At 60.5% G+C, this 17,552-nt stretch carries 17 protein-coding genes and 3 pseudogenes; 6 read left to right on the top strand and 14 right to left on the bottom strand.

Annotation, left to right across the window (positions count from 1 at the left end):
* Positions 1-184: 184 nt before the first annotated feature.
* Positions 185-625: a CBS domain-containing protein gene (locus AC3IT6_RS09390; RefSeq protein WP_007987990.1), complete on the top strand. Its 441-nt coding sequence runs from the start codon at positions 185-187 to the stop codon at positions 623-625.
* Positions 626-751: 126 nt separating this feature from the next.
* Here the strand turns inward: AC3IT6_RS09390 and AC3IT6_RS09385 are convergent, their stop codons facing one another.
* On the bottom strand, positions 752-1,375 hold the full coding sequence (locus AC3IT6_RS09385) for a glutathione S-transferase N-terminal domain-containing protein (RefSeq protein WP_489354982.1): 624 nt from the start codon (positions 1,373-1,375) through the stop codon (positions 752-754).
* Positions 1,376-1,636: 261 nt separating this feature from the next.
* Here AC3IT6_RS09385 and AC3IT6_RS09380 point away from each other — a divergent pair, with 261 nt between their 5' ends.
* Complete coding sequence (locus AC3IT6_RS09380) at positions 1,637-1,921, top strand: hypothetical protein (protein WP_413704388.1); 285 nt, start codon at positions 1,637-1,639, stop codon at positions 1,919-1,921.
* Positions 1,922-2,000: 79 nt separating this feature from the next.
* Here the strand turns inward: AC3IT6_RS09380 and AC3IT6_RS09375 are convergent, their stop codons facing one another.
* The gene (locus AC3IT6_RS09375; protein ID WP_489354980.1) at positions 2,001-3,092 is read right to left on the bottom strand and encodes a DUF1615 domain-containing protein; all 1,092 of its coding nucleotides are present in this window, start codon (positions 3,090-3,092) and stop codon (positions 2,001-2,003) included.
* 140 nt (positions 3,093-3,232) lie between these two features.
* Between AC3IT6_RS09375 and AC3IT6_RS09370 the strand changes: the two genes are divergently transcribed.
* Positions 3,233-4,768: an FAD-dependent oxidoreductase gene (locus tag AC3IT6_RS09370; RefSeq protein WP_489354978.1), complete on the top strand. Its 1,536-nt coding sequence runs from the start codon at positions 3,233-3,235 to the stop codon at positions 4,766-4,768.
* A gap of 123 nt (positions 4,769-4,891) precedes the next feature.
* Here the strand turns inward: AC3IT6_RS09370 and hemB are convergent, their stop codons facing one another.
* Positions 4,892-5,866, bottom strand: coding sequence for a porphobilinogen synthase (hemB, locus tag AC3IT6_RS09365; RefSeq protein ID WP_489354977.1), 975 nt, complete (start codon positions 5,864-5,866; stop codon positions 4,892-4,894).
* A 243-nt stretch (positions 5,867-6,109) separates the two neighbouring features.
* On the bottom strand, positions 6,110-6,820 hold the full coding sequence (locus tag AC3IT6_RS09360) for a glutathione S-transferase family protein (RefSeq protein ID WP_056722490.1): 711 nt from the start codon (positions 6,818-6,820) through the stop codon (positions 6,110-6,112).
* Between the two features lie 368 nt (positions 6,821-7,188).
* On the opposite strand from AC3IT6_RS09360, the gene AC3IT6_RS09355 reads away from it, so the two are divergent.
* Complete coding sequence (locus tag AC3IT6_RS09355) at positions 7,189-7,860, top strand: histidine phosphatase family protein (RefSeq protein ID WP_489354976.1); 672 nt, start codon at positions 7,189-7,191, stop codon at positions 7,858-7,860.
* Between the two features lie 152 nt (positions 7,861-8,012).
* Here the strand turns inward: AC3IT6_RS09355 and mnmH are convergent, their stop codons facing one another.
* The 5 genes and pseudogenes from mnmH to AC3IT6_RS09330 all read right to left on the bottom strand — a co-directional run.
* Positions 8,013-9,116 carry a tRNA 2-selenouridine(34) synthase MnmH gene (gene mnmH / locus AC3IT6_RS09350; protein ID WP_150753146.1) on the bottom strand — a complete coding sequence of 368 codons (1,104 nt, stop codon included), beginning with the start codon at positions 9,114-9,116 and terminating at the stop codon, positions 8,013-8,015.
* Entirely contained in the window at positions 9,116-10,150 is a 1,035-nt protein-coding gene (gene selD / locus AC3IT6_RS09345; protein WP_489354975.1) for a selenide, water dikinase SelD, read from the bottom strand. The genes mnmH and selD overlap by 1 nt, the downstream gene beginning before the upstream one ends.
* Before the next feature lie 176 nt (positions 10,151-10,326).
* Positions 10,327-11,283, bottom strand: coding sequence for a quinone oxidoreductase family protein (locus AC3IT6_RS09340; protein ID WP_489354974.1), 957 nt, complete (start codon positions 11,281-11,283; stop codon positions 10,327-10,329).
* A 27-nt stretch (positions 11,284-11,310) separates the two neighbouring features.
* The gene (locus tag AC3IT6_RS09335; RefSeq protein WP_489356507.1) at positions 11,311-11,472 is read right to left on the bottom strand and encodes a DUF1427 family protein; all 162 of its coding nucleotides are present in this window, start codon (positions 11,470-11,472) and stop codon (positions 11,311-11,313) included.
* 4 nt (positions 11,473-11,476) lie between these two features.
* Positions 11,477-11,824, bottom strand: a pseudogene (locus AC3IT6_RS09330) (AraC family ligand binding domain-containing protein); the annotation flags it as partial.
* A 146-nt stretch (positions 11,825-11,970) separates the two neighbouring features.
* Here AC3IT6_RS09330 and AC3IT6_RS09325 point away from each other — a divergent pair.
* Together AC3IT6_RS09325 and AC3IT6_RS09320 are read left to right on the top strand one after the other, a co-directional pair.
* Positions 11,971-12,198, top strand: a complete 228-nt coding sequence (locus tag AC3IT6_RS09325; RefSeq protein WP_150725797.1) for a DUF6555 family protein — start codon at positions 11,971-11,973, stop codon at positions 12,196-12,198.
* A gap of 34 nt (positions 12,199-12,232) precedes the next feature.
* Complete coding sequence (locus AC3IT6_RS09320) at positions 12,233-12,511, top strand: hypothetical protein (protein ID WP_223449302.1); 279 nt, start codon at positions 12,233-12,235, stop codon at positions 12,509-12,511.
* 27 nt (positions 12,512-12,538) lie between these two features.
* On the opposite strand, the gene AC3IT6_RS09315 is transcribed toward AC3IT6_RS09320, so the two are convergent.
* From AC3IT6_RS09315 to AC3IT6_RS09295, 5 genes and pseudogenes are all read right to left on the bottom strand, one after another.
* Positions 12,539-12,694, bottom strand: coding sequence for a metallothionein (locus AC3IT6_RS09315; RefSeq protein WP_489354973.1), 156 nt, complete (start codon positions 12,692-12,694; stop codon positions 12,539-12,541).
* A gap of 188 nt (positions 12,695-12,882) precedes the next feature.
* Positions 12,883-13,632: a C1 family peptidase gene (locus tag AC3IT6_RS09310; RefSeq protein ID WP_489354972.1), complete on the bottom strand. Its 750-nt coding sequence runs from the start codon at positions 13,630-13,632 to the stop codon at positions 12,883-12,885.
* 505 nt (positions 13,633-14,137) lie between these two features.
* Positions 14,138-14,728, bottom strand: a pseudogene (locus AC3IT6_RS09305) (methyl-accepting chemotaxis protein); the annotation flags it as partial.
* Between the two features lie 315 nt (positions 14,729-15,043).
* A pseudogene (locus tag AC3IT6_RS09300) lies at positions 15,044-15,814 on the bottom strand (cache domain-containing protein); the annotation flags it as partial.
* Between the two features lie 206 nt (positions 15,815-16,020).
* Complete coding sequence (locus tag AC3IT6_RS09295) at positions 16,021-17,337, bottom strand: Na+/H+ antiporter family protein (protein ID WP_056722503.1); 1,317 nt, start codon at positions 17,335-17,337, stop codon at positions 16,021-16,023.
* Positions 17,338-17,552: the final 215 nt, after the last annotated feature.

Raw genomic sequence — 17,552 nt, 5'->3', positions numbered from 1 at the left:
GCTGACAGTCCGCTTTCGCGAGCAAGCCCGCTCCCACAGGTAGCTTGCTGGCCTTAAATGAGAGGTTTACCCAAGAAAAACCGCCAAATGACGTTTTTTGCGTGTTATCTGCCGCATTCGCCCTTGCCCTGAACGCTCGCGTCTACGATTCTTCAAGAACAACGACAACACCCGAGTAACCACCATGAAAACCGTCGCCCAACTGCTCAAGCTCAAAGATCAGAAAAACCAGGAAGTGCACCAGATCAAACCCGACCACATGGTGCTCGAAGCACTGATGAAGATGGCCGAGAAAAACGTCGGCGCCTTGCTGGTGGTGGAGAATGATGAAGTGCTGGGCATCATCAGCGAACGGGACTATGCGCGCAAACTGGTGCTGCACGGCCGCTCTTCGGTGGGCACGCCGGTGCGCGACATCATGGTATCGCCGGTGATTACCGTTGACACCCATCAAACCGTGGAGACCTGCCTGGGCATCATGTCCGATAGACGCCTGCGTCACTTGCCGGTGGTCGAAGGCGGCAAATTGATCGGCCTGCTGTCGATCGGCGACCTGGTCAAGGAAGCCATTGCCGAACAGGCGGAACTGATCAAGCAGCTGGAACAGTACATTCGCGGGGAATAAGTCGACACGCCGTGGATCCCCTGTGGGAGCGGGCTTGCTCGCGAAGACGTAGTGTCAGGCAGCATTAATGTTGACTGACACTACGTCTTCGCGAGCAAGCCCGCTCCCACAGGGTGAGTAGTGTATTCAGGCCGGCCAATGCCGGGCGAACACCGGTGCCAGTGCCGGGTGGCGGTCGATGCGTTCCAGCCAGGCGAAAAAACCCGGCCGGGCATTGCGCAAATGTTCCCGGCTGCCCGCCCATCGCGAGATCACCGCCGCCAGCACATCCAGGGCCCCTGGCTTCTCGCTGCCCAGGTACAACTCGCCCGAGAACTGATCGGCAAACACCTCCCAACTCCAGTGCAGGCGCCGGCGGGCGCCCTCCATGAGGTTCTGCCTGGACGACTCATCCGCCTCGGCCAGCCAGCGCTCGGGGTAATCAATGATGCCGATGGCCGCATAGCAATTGCTGACGATGTACGCCATGCCGCGAATGGCCTGGGCCCGCTCGGCGGGATCCTGCGGCAACAATCCCGATGCGGAAAAGGTCAGCCCGAGGTGGATCAGGATCGCCGCACTCTCGGTCAGGGTGCCGCCATCGGGTAGCTGCAAGGTCGGGATCTGTTTGAGCGGATTGAGCTTCTCCAGCGCCTGGGCCGCCTCCGCGGATGCCTCGACATCGATGAAGCGATAAGGAATATCACAGAGTTCAAGGGCGGCTTCGATGGCCGCCGCCCCAGAGTTCTGATAACCGTAGAGCTGGTACATAAACGTCTCCTTGCACACCGCGATCTCTGCAGTGCCTCATCAATCGTCCCGGCAGAGGAACGCGCCAGCTATCCAGTGTAGAAGCCGCCACCCGCCACACCACGGCCATCCGACGATCGCCCCATCACGCTCACAAGGGGTGTGTCGTCGGTCCTATCATTGCCGTCGATGTTCACCATCACGTCAATGAAGTTCTCTTAAAAAATCCCCGGCGTAACATCTGCTCCATACCCACCCATAAGCACCCCGGAGCACACCATCATGAAACGCCAGACCCTCCTCAGCATCGCTTTCTCGGTTTTCGCAGTTAACGCTTTCGCCGCTACGTCTGCTCAACCTGTGGTCGCTGAAGGCGGCTCGGATCGTCTGATTGAAAGCCGTGTGGCCGAAGGTGGTTCGGATCGCCTGATCGAGAATCGTGTGGCTGAAGGTGGTTCGGATCGCCTGCTGGAAAAACGTGTTGCTGAAGGTGGTTCCGACAAGCTGCTGCAAAACCGCGTCGCTGAAGGTGGCTCGGACCGTCTGATCGAAAGCCGCGCTGTCTGAATGCAGTGCTTTACCGCAGGACTCAAGGAAAACCCGGCCTCACCCGCCGGGTTTTTTATGCTTTTTTTTTGCACCGCGATTACTTCCCTGCCCGCACCATGCAGCGCTGGTAACGCTCATCGACCCGCTTGGCGAACCACGCGGTGGTGAGTTTGCGGGTGATTTTCGGGCTTTGCAGCACGATCCCGGGCAACACTTCACGGGGCAACGGCCGGCCCTCGGCCCGTTCGGCCAGTTCGAAAACCCGTCGATAGAGTTTGCTGTCTTCGAACGCCAGGGTTTTCCCCTCTTCCAGTTGCTCGCGGATCGTCGGATTGCGCATGTCCAGTTGCTTGCCGAGGGTACGCACGGCCAGTTCCGTGGTACCGGGCATGATCGAACCGTAGCGCACCAGGTCGCCATCCAGCGCCAACGGGATACCGGAAGCCCGGCTCACTGCGTTCTGGAACGCGGCGTTACGGCTGGCGTACCAACCCGCGTTGAAGTCCGCAAAGCGGTACAACGGCTGTGGGTAACTCACCGGATACCCGAGCAAATGCGCGATGCCGAAATACATGCCGCCGCGCCGGGTGAACACTTCATGGCGAATCGAGCCCTTCACCGGGTACGGATAGCCCTTGGCCTGCTGCTCGGCAAAATCGATGCCGACCTGCATCGGCCCGCCGGTATGCACCGGATTGAAGCCGCCGAACAGTTTTTTTCCCATCGGTACCATGTCGATGAAGTCGTCGAAAATGGCGCTCAGCTCCTTTTCACTGCGCGCGGCATTCAGGCGGTTGCTGTAGCTTTTGCCGTTGGGCGAATCGAGCTTTAACGCACTGCTCACCAGCAGGCCGGGAATGTGTGCCTTGGCGGCGCGACGGTCGATCTCGTCGCGGGCGATCTTGCCCAGGCCCGGTACGCCCGGATTGACCTGAAAGGTCGACTCCTGTTCAGTCACCGCCAGCACCGAGCACAGGTTTTGCGTGGTCGGCGAGATGTCTTGCGCGATAAACGCCACCTGGATGTCCCTGGCCCAACCCTGGGGATCGGCAGCCTTGGCCGGCAGCAAACGCACAATCTCGGCCTTCACTTCGGCCGGGCTGCGCGCCACCGGTTCCTGGGTCCGCTGGCTGCCGCAACCGGCCAATACCAGCAACACGCCGACGCTTGTGATCAATCTGATTTGCATGTCGTTCCATCTAGTCCGTTTGTCCGGGCCAACCATACGACCAATGGCAGGTCAGCGGCTACGTCCGTGGCAGTCCGACGGTTGCCGCCCTCCCCGACTGGACCATACTTGATTCACACAGCGAGGAGGAGGACAGGCTCATGCACCGCAGCGACGTGTTGATCATCGGCGCCGGCCCGACCGGGCTGGTCCTGGCGTTGTGGCTGAGCAAACTGGGCGTGCGCGTGCGGATCGTCGACAAAACCTCCGCCCCTGGCACCACGTCCCGGGCACTGGCCGTCCAGGCACGGACGCTGGAGTTGTATCGCCAGCTCGGGCTGGACGACGCCGTGGTGCAACACGGCCATCAAGTAAAGGCCGGCAACTTCTGGGTCAAGGGTGAGCCCGTGGCGCACCTGCCCCTGTCCCAGATCGGTGAGGGCCTGACGCCCTACTCGTTTCTCGAGATCTTCCCGCAGGACGAACACGAACGGCTGCTGATCGATCGCCTGGAAACCTTCGGCATCACGGTGGAACGCAACACTGAACTGGCAGGCTTCGAGCAAACCGCAGACGGCATCACGGCCACGCTGCACCTGCCCGACGGCCAGCAGGAAATCTGCCAGGCCTGTTACCTGGCTGGGTGCGACGGTGCCCGGTCGATTGTGCGCAAGATCCTGGATACCGGATTTCCCGGCGGGACCTACCAGCAGATTTTCTACGTCGCCGACGTGCAGGCCAGCGGCCCGACATTCAATGGCGAACTGCATGTGGATCTCGACGAGGCAGACTTCCTCGCCGTATTCCCGTTGGCCAGCAGTGGTCGCGCGCGCTTGATCGGCACAGTGCGGGACGAGCGCGCCGAACACGCCGAGACCCTGCGCTTCGAGGACGTCAGCAGTCGGGCGATCGAACATATGAAGGTGCAGATCGAGCAACTGAACTGGTTCTCGACCTACCGCGTACATCACCGGGTGGCGGATCACTTCCGCAAGGACCGGGCGTTTTTGCTCGGTGATGCCGCCCATGTGCACAGCCCGGCGGGCGGCCAGGGCATGAACACCGGGATTGGCGACGCCATCAACCTGGCCTGGAAACTGGCGGCCGTGTTGAGCGGCGGTGCCGAGGCCAGGCTGCTCGACACCTATGAAACCGAGCGCATCGCGTTTGCGCGCAAACTGGTGGCCACCACCGACCGGGTCTTCACTTTCGTCACCGCCGACGGACCGATTGCCGATTTGCTGCGTACGCGCCTGGCCCCGTTCTTGTTACCGAAAATGACCTCGTTCGAAACCTCCCGCCAGTTCCTGTTTCGCACGGTGTCGCAGATCACCCTGAATTATCGTGGAATGCCGCTGAGCACGGGCGTTGCCGGGCACGTGCATGGTGGCGATCGCCTGCCCTGGGCCCATGACGGTGAGGGGGATAATTTCGAGTCGCTCAAGTGCCTGACCTGGCAGGTGCATGTCTATGGCGACAGCAGCGACGAGATGATCGCCTGGTGCCACGAGCACCACCTGCCACTGCATGTGTTCGACTGGCGACCGGCGTTCGAAGCGGCGGGCCTGGGGCGCAACGGATTTTATCTGTTGCGGCCCGATACCTATGTGGCGATTGCCGAAACCTGCTCGGACCCGAAAGTGATCGAACGGTATTTCCGTGATCACGGGATCCGGCCGTTTTTTGGCGCGACCTGATTCAACACAGATCCCTTGTGGGAGCGGGCTTGCTCGCGAAAGCGGAGTGTCAGTCAATGCATCTATCACTGACACTCCGCTTTCGCGAGCAAGCCCGCTCCCACAGGGGGTATGCGGTGGTCCTTAGATCCCGGCCAAGGCCAGATCCATCGCAAAGTACGTAAAGATCAGGTCCGCCCCGGCCCGCTTGATCGCCCCCAGGCTCTCGCGCACCACACGGTCTTCATCGATGGCCCCGGCCTGGGCGGCAAACTTGATCATCGCGTACTCACCGCTCACCTGATAGGCCGACAGCGGCAGGCGCGAGGCTTCGCGGATGTCGCGGATGATGTCCAGGTACGCACCGGCCGGCTTGACCATCAGCGCATCGGCGCCTTCCTGTTCGTCGAGCAACGACTCGCGCACCGCTTCGCGGCGGTTCATCGGGTTCATCTGGTAGCTTTTACGGTCGCCCTTGAGCGCACTGCCGCCCGCCTCGCGGAACGGGCCATAGAGCGCCGAGGCGAATTTGGTCGAATAGGCCATGATCGCCGTCTGGCTAAACCCGGCGGCGTCGAGCGCCCGACGAATCGCCTGGACCTGCCCGTCCATCGCCGCCGACGGGGCGATCACGTCGGCACCGGCACGGGCCGCCGCGACGGCTTGCCTGCCGAGGTTGATCAGGGTCTGGTCGTTGTCGACTTCATGGTTGTGCAGCACGCCGCAATGGCCGTGGTCGGTGTACTCGCAAAAACAGGTGTCGGACATCACGATCATTTCCGGCACCGCGTCCTTGGCGATGCGCGACATGCGCGAGACCAGGCCGTCATCGCGCCAGGTGTCGCTGCCGCTGCTGTCCAGGTGATGAGACACGCCGAAGGTCATCACCGACTTGATCCCGGCACGGGCGTAGCGCTCGATCTCGCCAGCCAGTTTCGACTCGGGAATGCGCATCACGCCCGGCATGCTTTTGATCGGCACGAATTCGTCGATTTCTTCTTCGACGAAAATTGGCAGCACCAGGTCGTTCAGGCTGAACTCGGTCTCCTGGAACAGGCTGCGCAGGCTCGCATTGCGGCGCAGACGGCGTGGGCGTGCTTCGGGGAACTGACTGGACATGGGCATTCCTGAATTTCAGAGGACGAGACGAAAGTCGCAGGTAGGCGAAGCTTATGCCCTGCGCGGCGCGGGACACAAACCCTGGGTGATCAACAAACTCTTGCAGGCTGGGCAACAATTCCTGCATGCAACACAGATCCACTGTGGGAGCGGGCTTGCTCGCGAAAGCGGTGTGTCAGTCACTGTAGATGTCGCCTGACACTACGCCTTCGCGAGCAAGCCCGCTCCCACAGGGGATGGGGTTCAACCTGAAACGGGACTTGGAATCTGCAACCCGCGCACCACCGCCGGCCGCGCCAGGAAACGCTCCAGCACCCGCGTGACGTTAGGGAAGTTCTGGATGCCTACCAGATCGCCAGCCTCGTAGAAACCGATCAGGTTGCGCACCCACGGGAAAGTGGCGATGTCGGCGATGGTATAGCGTTCGCCCATGATCCAGTCGCGCCCTTGCAGGCGACCATCCAGCACCTTGAGCAGGCGTTTGCTTTCCTCGACGTAGCGGTCACGGGGACGCTTGTCTTCGTAGTCCTTGCCGGCGAATTTGTTGAAAAACCCGAGCTGGCCGAACATCGGACCGATACCGCCCATCTGGAACATCAGCCACTGGATCGTTTCGTAGCGCGCTGCCGATTCCTGGGCCAGCAGTTGCCCGCTCTTGTCGGCCAGGTAGATCAGAATCGCTCCGGATTCGAACAGCGCGAGCGGCTGGTCGTCCGGACCGTGGGGGTCGAGGATCGCCGGGATCTTGTTGTTGGGATTGAGGGAAAGAAATTCCGGGGACATCTGGTCGTTGGTGTCGAAACCTACCCGGTGAGGTTCATACGGCAGGCCGATCTCTTCGAGCATGATCGAGACCTTGACGCCATTGGGGGTCGGCAAGGAGTACAGCTGAATCCACTCCGGGTACTGGGCAGGCCATTTGCGGGTGATGGGGAATGCGGACAGATCGGTCATGGGCGGGATCCACGAAGACATTGAGAGCGACGATCATAATGTAGATATCGGGTCAGCGAGCCCTTGACGCCATTAATCTGGCTGATAGGCGAGATCAAAAGAGATCACGACTGTTTCAACGCCATCCGGTGTAGGGTGTCCACAATTGTGCAACATCCTGTCGATAACCTTCGCTGCAAACCCATGAAGGTTACCGGTAAATTGCCGCGCACTCGGCCGGAATCGAACCAAACGGGTTCAGGGGACTCTGAGCACCACCCCTTTGAAAACGGACCGGCTTCAATGACATGGAAAACACCCGACGCAGGACAATCGTGGTGTAAAGGTTTGTCAGCCTTAACCGAATTGCGCTGAAGACACCTTTACTCATGAATCTGTTCAATTTTGCCAAACGCTTCAAACATCGCGCTTACCTTTTATTGCCCGCCCTCTTGGTGGTCAGCGCGTTGTTCCTGTCGCTGGAATCCGGCCTGAGTCGCGCCCACCCAATGGATGGCACCCAGACGCTGGTTTTCCTGCGCCACGGGGAAAAACCCGACGGTGGTCTGGGCCAGCTCAATTGCCAGGGACTGAACCGCGCCATCGACCTGGCCACGCTACTGCCGGAAAAGTTCGGCAAGGCCAACTATGTGTTCGCGGCGAACCCGACCCGTAACGTCGAGGAAGGCGAGTTCGACAATTCCTACAGTTACATCCGCCCCCTGATGACCATCAGCCCCAGTGCCATCAAGCTGGGCCTGCCGGTGAACATCAATTTTTCCGCCAATGACACCAGTGACCTGGCGAATGAACTGATCCACGACAAGTATCACAACGCGGTCATCTACACGGCCTGGTCCCACGGCTACTTGCCGGAGCTGATCAACAAGGTGGCCGGCGACGCCACCGGCAAGAAAGTGACCATTACCGATGACTGGGAGTCCAGCGACTACGACTCGCTGTATGTGCTGACCCTGACCTGGCACAACGGCAAGGCCAGTTTGCAGAGCCATGTGTACAAGCAAGGTCTGGATAATGGCGCTGAAACCTGCCCGACCTGAGGTTTTGCGTTACTTGATCGGGCCTCTTCGCGAGCAAGCCCGCTCCCACATTCGATCTCCAGCGAACACAAATTTTGTGACCAGCGCTGATTAAATGTGGGAGCGGGCTTGCTCCGGGCGGCGTTCCGACGAAGGGGCCGGCAAAAGCACCTTCAACCCTTCTGATTCACCCGCTCGCGCAGATACTCGAGAACCGCCCCCCGCTCCCCGGCAAACTCGATCCGTGCGTCTTTCTTTTCCCGCTGAAACGCGTACATCGGATCGTAATACTCACTCAGCAGCCCTTCGATCCAGCCCCGGTGCAGATCCACCGCGCCACTGCGGGCTTGCTCGGCCAACGCATCCTCCATCAAAACCAGCATGCGCCGATGACGTTCACCGCCCAGGCGTTTCTGCACATTGTTCAGGCTCGCCAGCAAGCGCTCGGAAAACAACGCAAAGCCGTCATCGCCATGCACGTCGATGAATTCGGCGCACAGATCCACCACGTAATCGCGCAGGATCCGCTCGACCCGCCCTTCCAGACTGTCTTCCAGCCAGACCATCGGAAATTGCTGCATGCCCTGGTACAACGGCAACGGCAGCGCACAACTGCCCACCGCACGGCTTTCGTCTTCCAATACGAACTGCTCGATGCCCCGGGCGCGTTTTTTCAGCACGTCTACGGCCAAGCGGTTTTCGAAGTCGATATTCGAGGGTTGGCCCGTGGCGCGTTTACCGAAACTGGAGCCGCGATGGTTGGCATGACCTTCAAGGTCCACGGCGTTGCCCAGTTGCGTGAGCACCTCGGTTTTGCCGGTGCCGGTCATCCCGCCCAACAGGACGAAATCGCACTGGGTCACGGCTTGATCGAGGGTGTCCAGCAGGAAGGTGCGCATGGCCTTGTAGCCGCCGCCCACCCGTGGATAGTCGATGCCGGCCTCGTCCTTGAGCCATTGCTGGACTATCTGCGAGCGCAGGCCGCCGCGAAAGCAATACAGCAGGCCATCCGGATGCGCCCGGGCAAAATCGGCCCAGGCCTGGATGCGTTCGGCCTTGACCGCGCCCGACACCAGTTGATGCCCCAGCACGATGGCCGCTTGCTGGCCGTGCTGCTTGTAGCAGGTGCCGACCCGCTGGCGTTCATGGTCATTCATCAACGGCAGGTTGATCACGCCGGGAAACGCGCCTTTGTTGAATTCGACGGGCGCGCGGGCGTCCATCATTGGCCGGTCGTTGAGGAAGATGTCGCGGTAATCAGTGCAGTCGACGAACATCAAAACACCTCGACTGCGTTGCTCTGTCGCTCGACCAGTTCACCGATCGGTTCCAGGCTCAGGCCCAGTTCGGCGGCCACCGAGAGGAATTGCTCGTTGCCTTCAGGCGTCACGGCAATCAGCAGGCCGCCGCTGGTCTGCGGGTCGCAGAGCACGCGTTTGTGCAGTTCCTGAAGGCGTCCGAGCTTGCTGGCGTAGCTGTCGAAATTGCGCAGCGTCCCGCCCGGTACGCAGCCCTGTTCCAGGTAATACTCGACCCCCGGCAGGCGCGGTACGCGGTCATATTCAATGCGCGCCGTGAGCTGGCTGCCGTCGGCCATTTCCACCAGGTGCCCGAGCAGGCCGAAACCGGTGACGTCGGTCATCGCGGTCACGCCGTCGAGCTTGCCGAAACGGCTACCAGGTTTGTTCAGGGTGCACATCCAGTCCCGGGCCAGGCCGATGTCGGCATGACGCAACTTGCCCTTTTTCTCGGCGGTGGTAAGGATGCCGATACCCAGTGGCTTGGTGAGATACAGCAGGCAACCGGCGGTGGCGGTGTCGTTGCGCTTCATGTGGCGCTTTTCCACCAGGCCGGTGACGGCCAGGCCAAAGATCGGTTCTGGTGCGTCGATGGAGTGCCCGCCTGCCAGCGGGATGCCCGCCGCGTCACACACCGAACGCCCGCCGCGTATCACTTCCCGGGCAACTTCCGGCGCCAGCACGTTCACCGGCCAGCCCAGAATCGCAATCGCCATCAAGGGATCGCCGCCCATGGCGTAGATGTCGCTGATGGCGTTGGTGGCGGCAATTCGGCCGAAATCGAAGGGATCGTCGACGATCGGCATGAAAAAGTCCGTGGTCGAGACCACGCCGCGTTCCTCATCGATGGCATACACCGCCGCGTCATCGCGCGAGGCGTTGCCGACCCAAAGCTTCGGGTCGAGGTTCTGCGCCCCGCTGCCGGCCAGGATCACTTCCAACACCTGGGGGGAAATCTTGCAACCGCAACCGGCGCCGTGGCTGTATTGGGTCAGGCGAATCGGCTCGCTCATAGGGGGTACCTCATTGGGTCAATGGGGCCGATTCTAGCAGAGCGAGGCACGCACAAGGCGTTGCACAGCCACGGACTTTGTGGGAGCGGGCTTGCTCGCGAAGGCGGTATTCCTGTCACATGGATGTTGACAGTGCCGACGCCTTCGCGAGCAAGCCCGCTCCCACAGGGGGTGGGTTAAGGTAGCAGAATCACCTTGTCACCGCTGCCTTGATTCACTTCGGCATAGCGCTCCAGTCCTTCAGCCAATGGTGATTCGAACAGTCCCTGCGGCAACGGCAACAGGTCCTGATCGAAGAACCGGCCGAACTGCTCGAGCATCGCCGCACACGCCTGCACCCCGTACAGCAGCGAGTTGATTCCCACCACCGAGCCACCCTTGCGATACAACGCCAGGGCCGGCAACTGCACGTGTCCGTCCACGGGTGCTGCAATGATCGCGATGCGGCCGAACGCGGCCAGGGCGGGTACCGAGGCCGACAGCCAGAAACCGGTGGTGTCGAAAATCACGTCGGCGCCGCCGGCATACACGGCGTTGACCTGAGCCCCGAGGTCTTCGGGTATATCCAGTTGCAGGGTCTGATAACCCTGATCCTGCAAGTCCTTGACCTGCTCCGGACGCCGCGCGGCCGCCAGCACCCGGGCACCGCGCACCCTGGCCAAGGCCAGCGCGGCACTGCCGACCGCTCCGCCACCGATGACCAGCAATCGGGTTTCGGCCGTCACCAGGCTGCGCTCCAGCGCATCCCACGCCGTGGTGTACGGCACGCCGAGGCTGGCGGCCTGGGCGAAGCTCAAATGCGTGGGTTTGAGCGCCACGCCGTTGGCTGGCAGCTTGACGAATTGCGCGTGGGAGCCGTCGGCGAAAAAGCCCAGTTCCTTGCCCGTGCCCCAGACTTCCTGACCGATCAGCGCCTGCGGGCCGGCCACGACAACCCCGGCAAAGTCACGACCGGGAATCCGCGGCAAGGTGGTGTAGGGAAAACGCCCCAGCACGTTCTTCACATCGCTGGGGTTGAGGCCGGCGGCCTTGATCTGGACCAGCACTTCATCGGCGCCGGGCACAGGCGTAGGCACCTCGACGTAGCGCAGGGCCGAGAGATCACCGGTTTTATCGAATTGCAGAGCTTTCATGGGCGTATCCATCGAGTCGAAAAGGGTTCAGGAGATCCAGCCAGCCACCAGCCCCCGCCCCATCGGCCAGAGCTTTTCGCCGGCGAGCATGCCGAGCAGGCCCACCAGCGCGATGGCCGGGGGTGCGGGGGAACGAAAATCCAGGGCGCCGTAGAGCAGACCGACGCCCAGACCGATGGCCAGTGACACGAGGTAGTAGGCCGACGATCAATTCACGCAGCAAGCCGCCGACCTCGATCACCTCAACGCTGTCATCCAGAGTCGCCGCCAAAGTAGGTCGCAGGTAGATATTGCGCATTTGCAGATCGGACACCACGCGAATCCCGTGGGGCACACCGGGTGGCAACCACACCGCCCGCTGCGGCGGCACCACCAGTGCCTCATGGGACGTTTCGACCCACATCACCCCGTTCATCGCATACAGCAACTGGCCCCAGACGTGCTCAAGGGGCCCGATGTACAACCCGCGCGGATAGGTGCGAGCCAGCGGTTGCACCGGCACATCGATATCACTCAAGTTGGGAGGGGCTGCGAGGGCCATGGTCAATGTTCATTGGGGTGCGGGATGGTTCCATGGTAACGGGGCGTCGAACTTGTCGCCAGCAACCACCGCTTTCCGACAATCCGAGTGAATTTTCCTGATGGCACGCGATCCTTTTATGTACAACAGGGAGGAATCGGGGCTTTATGAACAGTGCAAAATTATTCGTCATCGAGTACACCCTCCACGGCGCTCAGAAATCATTCATCATCCGCCTGGAAAAATTGGATAACGCAGAAGCCTGGCATTGGGCGAGCTGTGATGCGGGGGTGGGGCGAATCCCCCGATTCGGACGCGAGAAGGTGCAAAAGACCAGCAAGCCGATGGCTGAAAAATTCGGCGTGGAAAACGTCAAGTGGCGGCCGGCGAACTAATATCCGTTGACCATCAGGTTCGGGGGGAAGGGACATGAGCGCAACACCCGTCTACAGCCCTGCGCAGCTGGACTACGGTCTGGACACGCCGACCGGCCGCATCACCAAAAGCACCGAGTGCCGGATCGGGCTGGAACAGGTCGAAAATGACCCATTCTGCTTCGCCATTCGCGTCCCGGCGCCACTGCCGGAAGATCTGGAGCAAGCCAGGACCCTGGTGCTGCGGGTCGAAGGGCGGCGCTTGCAGGGCACCGTGCGCCACAGCGAACGTCTGGAGGATGACAGTCTCAGGCTGGAAGTGGAGCCAGACTAGGCTCCACTTTTGCGTGTGCCGTGGTTTTCAGTGGGCACACTTGCAGCCTTGAGAAGCGCACTCCTCGCCGTGCTCGTGATGCTTGGCACAGGCTTCACAGCAATAGTGCTTGCCGTGACGCACGATCGGATGTTCACCGAGTTTGCAGTTACATTTTGGACAATCACAGATGCGGTCAGTCATGGGTTTGCTCCTGAATAGGTAGTCGTCGGAAGGCGATGAAATACAGCCCGTGCTTTTCAGTGTAGGAGTTGGCAAGGATGTCGCGTACATCTCGCTAAAGGGGTCGACTGCCACGCCGCGATCATCGTCACGCCGCTCAGCGCAAGCGCAGCGCGACTGCAGGAACTGATTGGCTACCTATTCGTTCACTACTTGAGTCCTTGATAAATTATCCGCTTTTCAAGGACAGGGAATGACGCGTAAGAGGCAATGCCACACTGATTATCTTTGTTTCTGGACATCTTTATATACCCGCCCTCCCCCCAATCTGGCCCCCTACTGTTTTTCACCAGCCAATAATCCTCTCCATCTTCGGTACCATAACCAACAACAAGCACGGCGTAATTCAAATCATCTTCACCGCAACTATCATCATCCAATACTCCACCAGCGTAATTTTGAAAGTTGTCAGAAGCGTCAATCGCCGCCGATACGGGCCCTTTGGCTACAGCCTGGCGTAATGCCTCCTCGTCGCCCTGAGGTATATTCGAATAGGTAACCGTATTTGCTGCAACAGCCTTGATTACGCCAGCATCACAACGTCCACCGTCCCCTGTGTAAGGGTAATACTCCTCTGACTGAATACCGTTTTTCTTAACATAGTCATAGGTGTAATCCATCAGCCCCCCATCACAACCCTGATTACCTTGCTCACCACTACAATCCAGTATTTGCTGCTCAGAGAGTTCAACCAGTTTTTCAGTTTGCAAAAACAATGCCCCCTCCAAGGCACCCACGGCTGAAAAAGCATAGCCAGAGCCACAACTCCCTAGTTGCTTCACTCTGGTGACAGCTCCCTTGGTACGCCAATCCACTGAACTTGGTATATCTAGCGCCTGTGCCACAATAACAACACAGCAGCCAACCAGGATGAAACATGAGAGTCGAGAAAACCTCATAGTCAGCTCCCTGTTTTTTTTCTAAAGATTTTTTCAGCTACCTCTCTACGCCTGTAAAGTAAAAACCCAATCGGCCAACTCCAACAACTGTCAGATCTGACAGCCATTCAATACTATTTGGCTATAACAACCAGAGCACTTAACACTTGAAAACATAGCTGCGCAGTAAAGAAATCCAAGGGCCTTTACCCGAGAAAGTTTCTTTCAGGGCAATCGTTCAAGAGCCCAGACTCAACTCGGGATTGGGGCAGATGACATCATTGAGGGTGAACCTGATACCAACAAGGTGTGGCCAAGTTGGGGTTCTGTATGGGGGGAGACAAACGGTGATCGACTCTTTTGTTGAATGCTTTGGCGTAGTGCCCTGTCGGGACAGAACATGGATTGAACGCCGTACCCCCGTAGGGAAGTGAGCCTGCTCACGAGAAAGATGTATCAGTCACATTACTGTCGACCGCAACTCTCTCTTCGCGAGCAAGCTAGCACAGGTTTCGTATTTGTACCGTCAGATACGGAACTGTCCAACCAGACTGCCCAGACGCTGACCGAGGTCGGCCAGGCTACGTGAAGTCTGCGCGCCGAGTTGGGTTTCGTCGGCGACGCTGTCCACCGCCACGGCAATCTGATGCACGCTGCGGTTGATCTCTTCGGCCACGGCGGTCTGTTCTTCGGCGGCGCTGGCGATCTGCGCGTTCATCGAATTGATGGTCGCGATCAGCTGCGCCATTGCGTCCAGCGAAGCCCCCGCCTCGTTGGCCTGGGCCGAGGTGCCGTCGCCGGCCTCGCTGGAGCGACGCATCGCCTCCACCGCCGACCGGGTGCCGGCCTGCAAGCGGTCGATCATGCCCTGGATTTCCTGGGTGCTGATTTGCGTGCGACTGGCCAGCGCCCGCACTTCATCGGCCACCACCGCAAAGCCGCGCCCGGCCTCCCCGGCGCGGGCGGCTTCGATGGCCGCGTTGAGCGCCAGCAGGTTGGTCTGCTCGGCAATCGAGCGGATCACCCCAAGCACGCTGACAATCGACGACACGTCTTTTTGCAGACTGTCGAGGGACACGCCGCTGCTGCGGATGTCGTCCACCAGGGCATGGATCTTCTCGATGCTGCCGGCCACCACGCGCTTGGCCGCCTGCCCTTCTTCGTCGGTCTGCTGGGCTGCCACCGCGGCGTTCTGCGCGCTCTTGGCCACTTCCTGGGCCGCCGCCGACATTTGGTTGATCGCCGTGGCCACCTGATCGGTCTCATGGCGCTGACGTTCCATCGCCTGATCCGAGCGATTGGCCTGGTCGGACACCTGATTCACCAGCCCGGTCAGTTGCGAGGTCATTTCGGTGATCTGCCGTACCAAACCGTGGATCTTGTCGACGAAACGGTTGAACGAGCCGGCCAGTTCACCGAGTTCGTCCTGGCTGGTGATGGTCAGGCGACGGGTCAGGTCGCCCTCGCCCGCCGCGATGTCGTCGAGGTTGGCTTTCATCAAATGCAGCGGACGCAGAATGGTGTTGGCCAGCAACATCCCGGCGGCAGCGATCACCAACAGCACCACGACTGCCACGCCGACGATGCTCAGCACCATGCCTTGCATGCGCTCCTGGACCTTGGCCTCGACCACGGCCACCTGTGCTTCGATGCCGTCGAGGTTGACCGAGGTGCCGACCGCCATGTCCCACTTCGGCAGGTATTCGGTGTAACCGAGCTTTGGCACCAGCACCTGGGTATTGCCGGGCAATGTCGAGCTGTATTGCAGGTAGTGCGTACCGTCCCTGGCGACTTTCACCAGGTCGCGGTTGACGTAGACACCGTTCGGGTCGCGGTTGTCCTTGAAGCTCTGGCCCACGCCTTCGGGGCTGTTGGCCTTGAACAGGCGCACGGTGTTGGAGTCGTAGCCGAAGAAGTAGCCGTCCTTGCCATAGGTGATGCTCGACAGCAGCTTGATCACCTGGGCCCGCGCCGCCTCATCGCCAGGGGGGGCCGCGTCGTAGAGCGGTTTGATCGTGGTCATGGCCACGGCCACGTAGCTTTGCAGGGTCGCCTTGGCATCGCCGAGCAGGCGCTCGCGGGTCTGCTCGACTTCCTTGCGCGCCTGATCCTGAAGAATGAACAGCGTGGTCAGGCTGATGACCAGCGCAAACAGCAACACCGGGAGGACGGCAAGGGACAGGACTTTGGCCTTGAGGCTCATGCGCATGACGTTCACTCTTTTGATTTTGTTGGCGTGGTTAAAAGCTTTAACGGCACGCCGGGTCAAAAGTTGAACGCGGCCGTCAGGTCCGCAGAAGATCCCTTGTGGGAGCGGGCTTGCTCGCGAAAGCGGTGTGTCAGACAACATTTATAGTGACTGACACGCCCTCTTCGCGAGCAAGCCCGCTCCCACAGGGGCTTCGGGGGTTACAGGACCATCGCGGCCACCCAGCCGAACGCCAGCAGCGGCAGGTTGTAGTGCAGGAAGGTCGGGACCACGGTGTCCCAGATGTGATGGTGCTGGCCGTCGATGTTCAGGCCGGAGGTCGGGCCCAGGGTCGAGTCCGAAGCCGGCGAACCGGCGTCGCCCAGGGCACCGGCCGTGCCGACGATGCACACGATCGCCAGCGGGCTGAAGCCCAGTTGCACGCACAGCGGCACGAAGATCGCCGCCAGGATCGGCACGGTGGAAAACGACGAGCCGATGCCCATGGTCACCAGCAACCCCACCAGCAACATCAGCAAGGCGCCAATGCCTTTGCTGTGGTCGATGTACGACGCCGACGACTCGACCAGCGTCTGCACCTCGCCGGTGGCCTTCATCACTTCGGCAAACCCGGAGGCAGCGATCATGATGAAGCCGATCATCGCCATCATTTTCATGCCTTCGGTGAACAGGTCGTCGGTGTCGCGCCATTTGACGATGCCCGACACCGAGAAGATCAGGAAGCCGACCAGTGCACCGATGATCATCGAATCGAGCAACAACTGAATGATGAACGCCGCCGCGATGGCCACGCCGGCCACCATCAGGCTCAGCGGGTTGTATTGCACCGCCACTTGCTCGACTTGTTCGATCTTCGCCAGGTCGTAGACACGCTTCTTGCGGTAGCTGACAAACGCGATCAGCAGGCCCGCCACCATGCCCAGGGCCGGAATGCCCATGGCGTGGGTCACGTTTATGCCGCTGATGTCCACACCGCTGCGGGCGACGTTGGCCAGCAGGATCTCATTGAGGAAGATGTTGCCGAAGCCCACCGGCAGGAACATGTAGGGCGTGATCAAACCGAAGGTCATGACACAGGCGATCAGGCGACGGTCCAGTTGCAGCTTGGTCAACACGTAGAGAAGCGGCGGCACCAGCAACGGAATGAACGCGATATGGATCGGCAAGATGTTCTGCGAGGCGATGGCCACGACCCAGAGCAGGCCGATCAGCAGCCATTTGACCTGGCCACCGCCGCTGGCGTGCTGGCGATCGACCATCGCCAGGGCCTTGTCGGCCAGCGCATGGGCCATGCCGGACTTGGCAATGGCCACGGCGAAAGCACCGAGCAAGGCGTAGGACAACGCCACCGTCGCCCCGCCACCGAGGCCGCTGTTGAAAGCCTTGAGCGTCGCCTCGATCCCCAGGCCACCGGTCAAACCACCGACCAGCGCACCGACGATCAGGGCGATCACCACATGCACGCGGGACAGGCTGAGGATCAGCATGATGCCGACCGCGGCAATGACTGCATTCATTTCGTTACCTCGTGACAAACGGAAAGAGTCCGTCCGGCAGTCTGCGAAAGCCGCCAGCGGATAAAAGGAATGGGTTTTATTAGAGGGCGCGCACTTTGCCGCAGAGTCGGCTCGGTGTCAAAGCTCGTGGGGACTCTGAGTGTGCAGTGGATTGCGATCTCCAGTGCTGCCGAAGAGCAAAGCGCGTGGCCGAGGAGATCAACAGCCTGGCGAAC

This window comes from Pseudomonas sp. KH_017 (genome assembly GCF_057840285.1).
This window is presented reverse-complemented; position numbering and strand designations above follow the sequence as displayed.